Annotated in this window: 10 protein-coding genes; 8 read left to right on the top strand and 2 right to left on the bottom strand. The window is 63.5% G+C overall.

Going from position 1 to position 12,884, the window contains the following annotated elements:
* Positions 1 to 149 precede the first annotated feature (149 nt).
* The 7 genes from CDV44_RS00090 (at position 150) to CDV44_RS00120 (ending at position 9,750) form a co-directional block, all read left to right on the top strand.
* Positions 150 to 2,483 (top strand): DUF3141 domain-containing protein, encoded by a 2,334-nt coding sequence (locus tag CDV44_RS00090; protein ID WP_087686194.1) that lies wholly within the window; start codon positions 150 to 152, stop codon positions 2,481 to 2,483.
* A gap of 372 nt (positions 2,484 to 2,855) precedes the next feature.
* Positions 2,856 to 3,443, top strand: a complete 588-nt coding sequence (locus CDV44_RS00095) for an aminodeoxychorismate/anthranilate synthase component II (protein ID WP_087686195.1) — start codon at positions 2,856 to 2,858, stop codon at positions 3,441 to 3,443.
* Between the two features lie 139 nt (positions 3,444 to 3,582).
* The gene (gene trpD / locus CDV44_RS00100; protein WP_087686196.1) at positions 3,583 to 4,611 is read left to right on the top strand and encodes an anthranilate phosphoribosyltransferase; all 1,029 of its coding nucleotides are present in this window, start codon (positions 3,583 to 3,585) and stop codon (positions 4,609 to 4,611) included.
* Positions 4,612 to 4,682: 71 nt separating this feature from the next.
* The gene (gene trpC, locus CDV44_RS00105; protein WP_087686197.1) at positions 4,683 to 5,495 is read left to right on the top strand and encodes an indole-3-glycerol phosphate synthase TrpC; all 813 of its coding nucleotides are present in this window, start codon (positions 4,683 to 4,685) and stop codon (positions 5,493 to 5,495) included.
* A gap of 14 nt (positions 5,496 to 5,509) precedes the next feature.
* Complete coding sequence (locus CDV44_RS00110; RefSeq protein ID WP_087686198.1) at positions 5,510 to 6,205, top strand: CYTH domain-containing protein; 696 nt, start codon at positions 5,510 to 5,512, stop codon at positions 6,203 to 6,205.
* Positions 6,206 to 6,304: 99 nt separating this feature from the next.
* The gene (locus CDV44_RS00115; RefSeq protein ID WP_087686199.1) at positions 6,305 to 7,204 is read left to right on the top strand and encodes a uracil-DNA glycosylase; all 900 of its coding nucleotides are present in this window, start codon (positions 6,305 to 6,307) and stop codon (positions 7,202 to 7,204) included.
* Between the two features lie 275 nt (positions 7,205 to 7,479).
* The gene (locus CDV44_RS00120) at positions 7,480 to 9,750 is read left to right on the top strand and encodes a TonB-dependent siderophore receptor (protein WP_087686200.1); all 2,271 of its coding nucleotides are present in this window, start codon (positions 7,480 to 7,482) and stop codon (positions 9,748 to 9,750) included.
* A gap of 154 nt (positions 9,751 to 9,904) precedes the next feature.
* On the opposite strand, the gene CDV44_RS00125 is transcribed toward CDV44_RS00120, so the two are convergent.
* Together CDV44_RS00125 and CDV44_RS00130 are read right to left on the bottom strand one after the other, a co-directional pair.
* Positions 9,905 to 10,855 (bottom strand): pirin-like C-terminal cupin domain-containing protein, encoded by a 951-nt coding sequence (locus CDV44_RS00125; protein ID WP_170935809.1) that lies wholly within the window; start codon positions 10,853 to 10,855, stop codon positions 9,905 to 9,907.
* Between the two features lie 184 nt (positions 10,856 to 11,039).
* Positions 11,040 to 11,639, bottom strand: coding sequence for an FMN-dependent NADH-azoreductase (locus tag CDV44_RS00130; protein ID WP_058376229.1), 600 nt, complete (start codon positions 11,637 to 11,639; stop codon positions 11,040 to 11,042).
* A gap of 267 nt (positions 11,640 to 11,906) precedes the next feature.
* On the opposite strand from CDV44_RS00130, the gene CDV44_RS00135 reads away from it, so the two are divergent.
* The gene (locus CDV44_RS00135; RefSeq protein ID WP_058376230.1) at positions 11,907 to 12,857 is read left to right on the top strand and encodes a LysR family transcriptional regulator; all 951 of its coding nucleotides are present in this window, start codon (positions 11,907 to 11,909) and stop codon (positions 12,855 to 12,857) included.
* Positions 12,858 to 12,884: the final 27 nt, after the last annotated feature.

A 12,884-nucleotide genomic window follows, 5' to 3' on the forward strand; every position in this document is an offset into this window, starting at 1 on the left:
GACGCCTGCGCGCTCACAGCATCCGCCAAGCCCTGTCATGCCGGATTTGCGAGGTCATTGCCATGCCTGCCAAGTCGTCTGCCGCACTCCAACGCCGAACGTCCCGCGCGACGTCTTCTACCGCCGCCGCATCGGCGGCTTCCACTGATATGCCGTGGCTCGCCGCCAATCCGTGGCTCGACAATATGCCGTGGATGGCTGCCGCTGCCGAATATGCGGTCGACGCGTGGCAGCGCAGCGTGCTCTTCGCAGACGTGATGCGTCAGCGCGGCAATCAGTATCAGGAACATCTGGCCGAATCGGCACCGAACGTGCTCGACTTCCCGTCGGAGGTGATTCTCGATGGTCACGATCTGCCGCGCCCGTGCAACTACTGCCTGATGCGGATTCAACCGCCCGACGACGCGCCGACGCTGCCTAACGCGCGCCCGTTCGTCGTGGTCGATCCGCGCGCGGGCCACGGTCCGGGCATCGGTGGCTTCAAGCCCGACAGTGAAATCGGTGCCGCCTTGCGGGCCGGTCATCCCTGCTATTTCGTCGGCTTTCTGCCCGACCCGGTGCCCGGCCAGACGGTCGAAGACGTGATGCATGCGGAAGCGGCGTTCCTTGAGAAGGTCATCTCGATGCACCCCGAGGGGGCGGGCAAGCCGGCTGTGATCGGCAATTGTCAGGCGGGCTGGCAGGTGCTGATGACGGCAGCCATGCGCCCCGAGCTGTTCGGCCCGATCATCGTGGCCGGAGCGCCACTCTCGTACTGGGCGGGCTGGCGCGGACGCAATCCCATGCGTTATTCCGGCGGCCTGCTGGGCGGCAGTTGGCTCACGGCGCTCACGAGCGATCTCGGCGACGGCCGCTTCGACGGCGCATGGCTCGTGCAGAATTTCGAGAATCTCGACCCGGCCAACACGCTGTGGCGCAAGAAATACCACCTGTACGCCAATGTCGACACGGAGGCCCCGCGCTACCTCGGCTTCGAGAAGTACTGGGGCGGGCATGTGTTTCTCAACGCGGTGGAAATGCAGTACATCGTCGACAACCTGTTCGTCGGCAACCGGCTCACCAGCGCCGAGCTGATCACGAGCGACGGTATCCGGCTCGACCTGCGCAACATCCGCTCGCCGATCGTGGTGTTTTGCTCGTACGGCGACAACATCACCCCGCCGCCGCAGGCACTCGGCTTCATCACCGATATGTATCGCGACGACGCGGAAGTGTTCAGCCACGATCAGACCATCGTGTACGCCACGCACGACAGCATCGGCCATCTGGGCATCTTCGTGTCGAGCAGCACGGGGCGTAAGGAGCACCGCAAGTTCGTCAACAACATCGATCTGATCGACGTGCTGCCGGCGGGCATCTATCAGGCGCAGATTGCCGACAAGACCGCCGATACGCCGCATCGGGAGTTGATCGACGGCGACTATGTGATGTCGATCCAGCGGCGCAGCATCGAAGACGTGCGCGCCATCGTGCAGCCGGACACCGAGAGCGACCGGCGCTTTGCGGCCGTGGCGCATCTGTCGGATATCAATCTCGGCCTGTACCGGAGTCTCGTGCAGCCGTGGGTGCAGGCAATGGTCACGCCCAACTCGGCGTACTGGATGCGCATGCTGCATCCGCTTCGCGTGAGTTACGAAATGTGGTCGGATCGCAATCCGTTTGCCGCCCCGATTGCCGAGAAAGCCGAGCGCATTCGCGAGACCCGGCAGCCGGTGTCGCCGGACAATCCCTTCCTCGCGTTTCAGACCGCCATGTCGACGGCCATCGAGCAGTCGCTCAACTTCTATCGCGATATCCGTGACGACGGCTACGAGAAGGCTTTCGAGCTGATCTACGGTCAGCCGTGGGTGCAGGCGCTCGCGGGGTTGCACGGCAGCGACGGGGCGGCGGTGCGCGTGCATCCGGGCACCTCGCCGGAGCACATTGCGTTCGTGAAAGAAGCACTGGCCAATCGTCAGCACGAACTGCATCACGGCGGCGCACTGGAGGCAGGGATTCGTGCGCTGCTGTGGGTGCATCGTCTGCATGGCGAGGCCGATGAGCGTCAGTTCAATCTGGCGCGGTCGCTGCCGCGCAGCGAACGGGACATCCCCATCGAAAGTTTCCGCGAGATGATCCGCCGGCAGGCGGGCTTGCTGCGGATGTCGCCGGACGCCGCCATGAACGCCATTCCGGGCATGCTGGCGCACGCCTCGCCCGAACACATCCGTCTGGTGGCGAAGGCGGTGAAGGATCTCAGCTTCGCGGTGCCGATCGACGGCGACGAGCAAAGTGATCTGGAACGGGTTCTGGCGGTATTCGAAGACGCCGCATTGAAGCAGGAACCCAAGCAGGCACAGAAGCAGGCAACAAAGCGGACACCCGCTGCTGCGCCCCGCAAACGCACGACGGCGGTCAAGAAAAGCGCCCCAGTGGCGACGAAAGCCGCGACGAAACCTGCGACAAAAGCCACAACGGCCCGGAAGCCGAAAAAGGGCGCCTGAGCGTCGCATTCTGCCCCCTGACCGGGGGGCAGAATCATCGAATGACGGGCCCAGTCGCGCGCACATTCTTGCGAGAAATGGCCCGATCACGCGAGAAATTCGCCGTTTGACCGCTTTTTGCGACACCCCGCCCACGAGCAACGGCGGTTACTGCTACAATCGCCGTCACTATGAAGTCGATTCAGTCTTCCTCCCTCCTCTGGTCGTCCCTGACCGTCGCCCTGCGCTGGTGGCGGTAACCCGCCACGTCTATCTCATCCCCATAGCGCCCTCCCCCGCGGACCGCGAAGTCAATGTGGGGGCACGCTCAGGGGAAATTCGCAAATCTCACGCGTTCGACATTTCAATGTCACCAGACGAACAGGGACCATCATGCTGCTGATGATCGACAACTACGACTCGTTTACCTACAACATCGTCCAGTACTTCGGTGAATTAGGCGAAGACGTCCGCGTCTTCCGTAACGACGAGATCACGCTCGACGCCATCGCCGAGCTCTCCCCCGATCGCATTTGCCTCTCGCCCGGCCCTAGCTGCCCGGCCAACGCCGGCATCACGCTCGACGTGCTCAAGCGTTTCGCGGGCGAAATTCCGATTCTCGGCGTCTGCCTCGGCCATCAGGCCATCGGCGAAGCCTTCGGCGGCAAGGTCATCCGCGCCCAGCAGATCATGCACGGCAAGGTGAGCGAGATCGAAACCACGCAACAAGGCGTGTTCGCCGATCTGCCCAAGCGTTTTACCGTCACCCGCTATCACTCGCTGGCCATCGAGCGCGACTCGCTGCCCGATTGCCTCGAAGTGACCGCCTGGACCGACGACGGTGAAATCATGGGCGTGCGCCACAAGACGCTCGACGTCGAAGGCGTGCAGTTCCACCCGGAGTCGATTCTCTCGGAACACGGCCACGCCGTGCTGCGCAATTTCCTGCAAGCCGCGCCGCGTGTGGCGCAGGCCGCCTGAATTCAGCACAGCGCTGCACCCCAAGCGATTTCGAATGACATGAGCAGGTTGCCCGGCATCGATGCCGGCACCTGACGGACAAGACAGCGGATCGCCGCGACAATCGCGCGGCCGGCCCGGCAGAGGAGAGAAGTCTTCCATGATTACCCCGCAAGAAGCCCTGCAACGCACGATCGAACACCGCGAAATCTTTCACGACGAGATGCTCCATCTGATGCGTCTCATCATGAAAGGCGAAATCTCGCCGGTCATGTCGGCCGCCATCATCACCGGCCTGCGCGTGAAGAAGGAAACCATCGGCGAGATCGCTGCGGCCGCGCAAGTAATGCGTGAGTTCGCCAATCACGTCGACGCCCCGGCCGACGAGCATTTCGTCGATATCGTGGGCACCGGCGGCGATGTGTCGCACACGTTCAATATCTCCACGGCATCGATGTTTGTCGCCGCCGGCGCGGGCGCGAAGGTCGCGAAGCACGGCAATCGCGGCGTGAGTTCGAAGTCGGGCAGCGCCGACGTGCTCGAAGCGCTGGGCGTGAACATCATGCTCTCGCCCGAGCAAGTGGCCGAGTGCCTGCGTGAAGTCGGCATCGGCTTCATGTTCGCGCCGAACCATCACCCGGCAATGAAAAACGTGGCCGCCATCCGCAAGGAAATGGGCGTGCGCACGATCTTCAACATCCTCGGCCCGCTGACCAACCCGGCCGGCGCACCGAATCAGTTGATGGGCGTATTCCACCCCGATCTGGTTGGTATTCAGGTGCGCGTGATGCAGCGTCTGGGCGCAGAGCACGTGCTCGTCGTCTACGGCAAGGACGGCATGGACGAGGTGTCACTCGGCGCATCCACGGTCGTGGGTGAGCTCAAGGACGGCAAGGTCACGGAATACGAAATTCACCCGGAAGACTTCGGTTTGCAGATGGTGAGCAACCGCAGCCTGAAAGTGGGTAGCGCCGACGAGTCGAAGACGATGCTGCTTGAAGCGCTCGACGACAAGGCAGGCACCGCACGCGAAATCGTGGCACTCAACGCGGGCACGGCGCTGTATGCCGCCAATCGCGCAGCGTCGATCGGCGACGGCATCCGCATGGCACGCGAGTCCATCACGAGCGGTGCCGCGCGCGCAAAACTCGACGAGTTCGTGACGTTCACGCAACGATTCAAATCGTAATCTGACGGTCGGACGTCGAACGTGTCACGTCGACGTCCGACCCACTATTGAAGCCCGAAATACTGATCGCCATGTCTACCGTTCTCGACAAAATCCTGGCCGTGAAGGCCGAAGAAGTTGCCGCCGCCAAGCGCGCCCGCGACCTGATCAGCCTGCGCCGCGATGCCGAAGCCACCGTGGGCGACAGCGAGTTGCGCACGCGCGACTTCGTGGGTTCGCTGCGCACGAAGATCGACGGCGGGTTGTCCGGCGTGATTGCCGAAATCAAGAAAGCGAGTCCGTCGAAGGGCGTGATTCGCGAGAACTTCGTGCCGCCAGCCATCGCCGAGTCGTATCAACGTGGCGGCGCCGCGTGTCTGTCGGTACTGACGGACGAGCAGTTCTTCCAAGGCAAGACCGAGTATCTGAAGGCCGCGCGCGCCGCGTGCGATCTGCCGGTGCTTCGCAAAGACTTCATGATCGACGCCTATCAGGTGTATGAAGCCCGCGAGATGGGGGCGGACTGCATTCTGCTGATCGCCGCTGCACTGGAACTGGCGCATATGCGTGATCTGGAAGCGCAGGCGCACGAGCTGGGTATGGCGGTGCTGGTGGAAGTGCACAACGGTCGCGAGCTCGATGCGGGCCTCGAGTTGAGCACGCCGCTGCTGGGCATCAACAATCGAAACCTGCATAACTTCGAAGTCACGCTGGACACCACGCTGGGTCTGCTCAAACACATTCCGCAGGATCGTCTGGTGGTGACGGAGTCGGGCATCCTGTCGCGTGACGACGTGACGCGCATGCGCGCGGCCAACGTCAACGCCTTTCTCGTCGGCGAAGCCTTCATGCGTGCGCCCGAGCCGGGCGATGCCCTCGCCACGCTGTTCGACATGCCGCGCTGATACAGGAGCGGCCCATGGCCATCGAACGCGAACTCAAACTTGCCCTGCCGGGCGATCTTCCCACCGCACGCGCCGACGCCCTTATCGCGCATCTCGATCACCTGCCCGGTGCCGAGGCGCGGGGCGAGCGCCATCTCGTGAACCGCTATTTCGATACGCCAACGCTCGCGCTGTCGCGGGCCAAAGCGGCCTTGCGCCTGCGTTTCGTCGCGCGCGACGGTCATCCGGGGCAGTGGCTGCAAACGTTGAAATCGGTGGGTGAAGCGCGTGACGGCTTGCATGTGCGCCACGAGTGGGAACAGCCGGTCAAGGGCGAGGCACTGGAGCTTGATGCGCTGATCGCCGCGTGCGACGTTCCGGCGACGGCGGCGATGCTGCGCGACGAAGGCGCTAGCGTGGTTGCCCAGTTCGAGACGAACTTCGTGCGGCGGTTGTGGCGCTACGTTGCGGGTGACGGGACCGCGGTGGAGATTGCCTTAGATCGTGGCGAAGTCGCCGTCGAAGCCAATGGCCAGCGCCACACGGCACCGCTGCTGGAAGTCGAACTGGAATTGCTCGAAGCGCCCGATGACGACCGCAACGCTCAGGGCGAGCGCATTCTCTTCGCGCTGTCGCAGGACCTGCGGCAAGTGCTGCCCGAGCTTCACAGCGACGACGTGAGCAAGGCGCAACGCGGCTATCGTCTGCGCCAGAAGGTGCTCGGCGGCTGACGCCGTTGAGCGGGCGCAACCGTCGCAACGCGCTGATGGGACAACGCCTGACGGGCGTCGTCTGCCTTCCGAATTCACGCATTTCAAAAGACCTATCGCATGACATCACGCGCACGAGCGAAAGCCAACGACGAGCATCAGCGCTCCCTGTTCGACGATCCCGCACCGGCCGCCGAGGCTGCCGACGCCGACGCGAACGCCAATGAGCCGGTTGAACCAAGTTCGCCTGCGGGGGTGAGTGGCGCGAGTGAGACCGTGGCGGCACCTGCCGTCGCGGGGCCGCTGCAAGGCCGTGTCGAAGATCAGTTCGGCGCGCTGCCTGCCGCATGGAAAGCACTGACCGCCCCGTTCGTCGCCAGCGATGCGTATGCGCCGTTGTGCCGGTATGTCGACGCCGAAGTGGCCGCAGGCAAGACGGTCTATCCGGCCGACATTTTCCACGCGCTGCGCATGACATCGCCGCAGGACGTCAAAGTCGTGATTCTTGGACAAGACCCGTATCACGGCGACGATCACGGCATTGCGCAAGCGCACGGCATGGCGTTTTCGGTGCAACGCGGGGTGCGCGTGCCGCCGTCGTTGCGCAACATTTATAAAGAAATAGAGCGCGATCTCGGGCTATCGCCGCCGTCGCACGGCAATCTCGATGCGTGGGCCAAGCAAGGCGTGTTGCTGCTCAACACCACGCTGACGGTCGAAGCAGGCAATGCGGCAAGTCACGCGAAGCCGTTCAAGAAAGGCGGCTGGCAGGCGTGCACGGACACGCTGCTTGGCGGTCTCGCCGCGCAACAAGGGCCGCTGGTGTTCCTGCTCTGGGGCAGCCACGCGCAGGCAAAAGCGCCACTGCTCGCCGGGCACGGTCATCTGCTGCTCGAAGCCCCGCACCCATCGCCGCTCTCGGCGCATCGGGGCTTCCTCGGCTGCGGCCATTTCAGCGCCGCCAACGCCTTCCTCGAACAGCACGGCAAGTCGCCCATCGACTGGCGTTTGCCGGATTGAAGCTGCCGATGATCGCTTTGGCGATCATTTTCAACGTTTGGTGCCAATTTGATAGTTTCAGCTATCAAAAAGCCGGACCGTGTCGGTTCAATGCCATTCCGGTTTTACCCACCGAAATATACGAACGCATAGATCATTTCAAACGTTTACACGCTTTCTTGAACATATTAAACTTCCGGCCGTAATGAGAATTCGTCTCATTATCAACTGATAAGAATCGTGCGTTGCCCGGCCCGTCAGGCGTCCGACGGTGACGCCATAGCCGGAACACACGTATGTCTACCGCTTTCCAGACGCGCCAGCGTCTGCTCGTGACCGCCTGCGCCCTGCTCGTCGCCGGTGGCGCCCTCGCCCTCCCCGCTACCGCACAGACCACCCAGCCAGCCCAGCCAGCCCCGACCGGGAACACGGACCCGGCTGCCAGCGTCGCCCCTGCCGCCGCCAATGCCGTTACCCTGCCGACCACGCAGGTGAACGACAGCGCCGTGCCGTCGGCCATGCAGACCAAGACGTTGCCGTCGTACAAGTTCGTCGACCCGCTGCGCGACACGCCGCGCTCGGTCACGGTCATTCCCGAAGAGCTGATCAAGCAGACGAACGCCACCACGTTCGCCGACGCGCTCAAAACGGTGCCCGGCATCACGTTCCTCGGTGGCGACGCCGCCGCGAACCCGTCGGCCGACCGCCCGGTCATTCGCGGCTTCGAATCGCGCAACTCGATCTTCGTCGACGGCATGCGCGACTCCGGCGTGCAGAACCGTGAAACGTTCGCCATCGAGAACATCAGCGTCATCAAGGGCCCGGATTCGGTCTACGCCGGACGCGGCGCCGTTGGCGGCAGCATCGACATCACGACGAAAACGCCGCGGCTGGAAGACTTCACCAACGCCAGCCTTGGCTTCGGCACCGACAGCTACAAGCGCCTGACGCTGGACGTGAACCGCCAGCTCAACGACCAGACCGCCGTGCGCCTGAATGCCATGGGCTTCGACGCCGATCAGGCCGGCCGCACGAACGCCTACAGCAAGCGCTGGGGTATCGCCCCGTCGGTGGCGTTCGGCCTGAACAGCCCGACCACCGTCACGTTCAGCTACTACCACCTGAACTCGTACGACATGCCGGACTTCAGCGCACCGTTCCGCTCGGCAGGCGGCACGCCCGACGGCGGCTTCCAGCGCAACCAGTTCTACGGTCTGAACAACCGCGATTACCGTCGTGGTCAGACCGACACCGGCGAAATCAAGATCGAGCACCGCCTGAACGACACGTGGAAAGTGAAGAACACCACGATGGTCGGCCGCTCCACGCTCGATTACGTGGCGACGAACCCGCAGTTCCAGTCGGCCAGCTCGAACATCATTTCGCTGCAAGCCAAGAGCGGCAAGTACGCCACCAACAGCATCGCCAACCAGACCGAACTCACCGGCAAGGCCACGTTGTTCGGCTTCGAGCACACGCTCACGGGCGGCGTCGAATTCAGCAACGAACAAAGCCGCTACGAGGGGTACCTCGTCGCAGACAGCGCCGGTAACAACATCCGCTCGGGCGGCCCCTGCTCGGTGGCCTACAACTGCACGACCATCGGCGGCTGGAACCCGGACAACCCGTGGACGGGCAAGCTCGTCCTCAACGGCGACAAGGCCTTCCCCGGCGCCGCAACGAACACGCGCACCGATGTGGCCTCGGCCTATCTGTTCGACAGCGTGAAGCTCTCGGAGCGCTGGCTGCTCAACGGCGGCATGCGCCTCGATCGCTTCGACGTTCACGCCGTGCAAGCCGGTGCCCCTGACCTGAAGAACATCTCGACCCTGTTCAGCTTCCAGTTGGGCGTGGTCTACAAGGTGCTGCCGACGCTGAGCCTGTATGCGTCGTACGGCACGTCGGCGAACCCGCCGGGCGCGAACAGCGGCCTCGGTGGCGGTACGGACCAGATTACGACGGGCAACTCGAATCTGTCGCCCGAGCGCAGCCGCAACATTGAAATCGGTGCGAAATGGGATGTGCTGGAGCAACGCCTGTCGCTCACGGCAGCACTGTTCCAGACCGACAAGACCAATGCTCGCGTGAGTGATGGTCTGGGCGGCACGATCAACGCCGGGAGCCAGCGCGTGCGCGGTGCCGAACTCGGCTGGGCCGGCAATCTGACGCAACACTGGCGCGTGTTCGGCGGCTATTCGTATCTGGATGCGATCACGACCGATGCGGGTCCGAGTGCGCCGGGCGCGTCGGGTCTGCCGATGGTGATGGTGCCCAAGCACAACGTCACGCTGTGGACCGACTACGAAGTGCTGCCCAAGCTCACGCTCGGTGCCGGCATGACGCTCTCGAGTCTCACCTACGCGTCGGTGTCGGCCACCACGCGCAAGTGGACGCCGGGCTATGCACGCTTCGACGCCATGGCAACGTATCGCGTCTCGCGCAGCGTCGATCTGCAACTGAACGTGCAGAACATCTTCGACAAGAAGTACTACGCCAGCGCCTACCCGATCTACGCCACGTGGGCCCCGGGCCGCAGCGCCATGCTGACGCTGAACTTCCATCAGTGATGCATGACGGCCGTAGTGCCGCAGTGCCATTGCTGCAACGTGATGCAGTGACTTAGTGCGCTGAAGTCATACGGCAGCGTAAAAAGGGGGATTCGGTCGCAATGGCCGAATCCCCCTTCTGCATTCATTGGTCACTGACTTCAGTCACGCAGCATCAAAGCGTGCCCATCGAGCCTTGCTGGTAACGCCGCATGAGGTTGATGAGATCGCCCTCGTCGCGCGCCGCGAAGTTGCCGCGAAAGACCACCGGCTCATCGAGTGGCGTACCGCCGACGAGCAGCAGGCGTGCGCCAGCGCGCCCCGCCATCTGCCATTCACCGGGCGGCAGCAACATCGCTTCCACATCGCCGCCATCGGCACGCAACGCATGGCCAGCCAATGCCGCCTCGCCCTGCGCGATCAGCGCAATCCAACGGCGGCCGTCGCACGGAATGGTGAACGTACGCACATCGTCGTCGCGCCAGTCGAGTCGCAACAACGTTGTCGGTTTTTCCTCACAGGAATGGCCGCCACCGCTTTGAGGCGTCTCGTCGCTGCTTACGCAATCAGAACGATCAGCACGATCAGCACGATCAGCGCGATCGACTTGCAGCTCACCCCACTCGCCACACACGAGCGTCAGGTCGAGCCCGCCTGCTTGCCACTGCGGCATCGCGGCGGCGCGCACCACGGTCTGATCGGGGGCGCCATGCGCATGCCGTCCGGCGCGATTGACGACCAGACGCACGCCGCGCACGGTCTTGCAAAGGTCTTCCGGGACGTCGTCATGCACGGTGCCGCAATTCGCTTCCAGCCAGAGCAGATCGCCCGGTTGCAGCGTGTCGTCACCGCCTTGCGCGTTTCGACAGCGCATCGACGTCGTAGATTCGGGAAACAGATAGGTCGCCACGGCACACCCTGCATGCGGATGCGGCGGAATGCACGCGCCGTGACGGCGGAATACATCGACCGAGAGGAACGGATCGGTCTCGGCGGTCTGATCGAAAACACCCGCCCCCGCGGCCGCAGCACAGCGGCCGGGCCGGGAGACGGGAAGCACGCGCGGAATGACCGGCGCGTCGGCATGGGCGGCCGGGCGCTTCTTGACACGAGTCCGTAACGACACGAGAGATTCGAGAGATACGGGACCCGATGCGAGACCCGGGACGGAATTCGGGTTGGTCATTGGGGGTTCCTGCGCGTGCGGGACAACTAGCGGTAAGCGACGCGGCGCGCCCGCTCGCCGGGAGGATCCGGCGAGTCGGGCTACGTTCGCAGCCCGACCGGGCGCGCCACTTCAGTACGCTGAATTACAGCGCTGCGATGGCGTCGCGGGCGTTCTTGAAACCGGCAGCGGCCGATTCCGGGCCACGTGCAAGACCTTCGGCGAAGATGAACGTCACGTCGGTCATGCCGAGGAAGCCCAGAATGGCCTTCAGGTACGGGGTTTGGCTGTCGGCCGGCGTGTCCTTGTAGTTGCCGCCGCGAGCAAACGCCACGAGCACCTTCTTGCCTTGGATCAGGCCTTCCACGGTGCCGTCTTCACGGTAACGGAACGTCACGCGGGCACGGGCGATCCAGTCGAAGTACGCCTTCAGTTGCGACGGCACCTGGAAGTTGTACAGCGGCACGCCGAACACGACATAGTCGGCGGCTTGAATTTCGGCGATCAGCGCATCGCTGCGCGCGATGATGGCGTTCTGCTCGGGCGAGCGTTGGTCTTCCGGCGTGAAGAACGCGCCGATCACGGCTTCGTCCAGATGTGGCACGCCGTCGGCCAGCAGATCGCGCACGACCACCTTGGCACCGGGGTTCTTCGCGACCAGTTGCGTCACCGTTTCGTTGGCGAGCGTGGTCGAGTTGGCACCCTGCGAGCGGGCGGCGGAATTGATTTGCAGAATCGTGGTCATTGCTGTGGCTCCTGAGCCTGGGTTCGGAAAATCCGTCCACGCAGGCCCCCTTCACCGGGGATGCCGTCAATTGCGTGTCGGCTTAGGGTGAATTCTAGTTACCCACAAAAATGAAACAAGCCGCTAAAATCGAATTGTTTGTTCCTATTTTGGAACAATGAATTCGTCCCTCCCAGGTAGCGGATTCACGGGCGGTTCATGAGCGGTTCATGGGTGATTCAGCGGGTTTGACCAGATGCCATCAGGCGTCACAAGGAGCGCAGTGCGATGATTGACGATCTGAACGACATGCTGATCTTCGCCGAAGTGGTGCGCTCCGGCAGCATCACCCGGGCCGGTGAACGGCTCGATCTGCCGAAGGCAACGGTCAGCCGCCGCTTGTCCCGGCTGGAGACGCGACTCGGCACGCGGCTGCTGCACAAGACCACCCGGCGCCTTGAACTCACGGAAGTGGGCGAGGCGTATTACGAGCGCTGTCTGCCGATTCTCGAAGAAGTGGAAGAGACGCGCGACTTCGCTTCGCAGCTCTCGAACAAGCCGCGTGGCCGTTTGCGCATCACCGCACCCGCCGACTTTGCGACGCAATGGCTGGCGCTTCCGCTCGCCACGTTCTGTGCGGCGTATCCCGAAATCACCGTCGATGTCGATCTCAGCTCGCGGCAGGTCGACCTGATCGCCGAGCGTGTGGATGTCGCCATTCGCGCGGGCCAGCTCTCGGACTCCACGCTGGTGGCGCGTCCGTTGCTGATGCTCACGCGCAGCCTCTACGCCAGCCCGCTCTATCTCAGCGCCACCGGCCTGCCCGGTGAGCCGGAAGAACTTGCCGGCCACCGGTACGTGATTCTGCAAGGCGCGCGGCGGCTCTTCAATACCGACACACTGCACAAAGGGCGGCAGCGCGTGGACATCACGATGCACGGCGCGATTCAGGTCAACAGCATGGGGATGGTCAAGGAGATGGCGCTGGCGGGCAGCGGCATTGCCGCGCTGACCGACATTCTGGCCGAGGATGCGTTGCGCACGGGCCGTCTGGTCAAAGTGCTGCCCGAGTGGTCGTTACCGGCCAGCCCGGTGCATCTGGTCACGCCCTCGCGCCGCTTTTTGCCGAGAAAGACACAGGTCTTCATCGAACATATGCTGGCGGTCGCGCGGACGTGTCCCGAAGAAAACCGCGACCCGACGGTGCCGGGTCCGGCACCGGTCGAGGCCAAGCGGTAATTGGGCGCGAATCAAAGACGAATCAAA

Source organism: Pandoraea sp. PE-S2R-1 (assembly GCF_002179865.1).
In the GTDB taxonomy this organism is placed as follows: domain Bacteria; phylum Pseudomonadota; class Gammaproteobacteria; order Burkholderiales; family Burkholderiaceae; genus Pandoraea.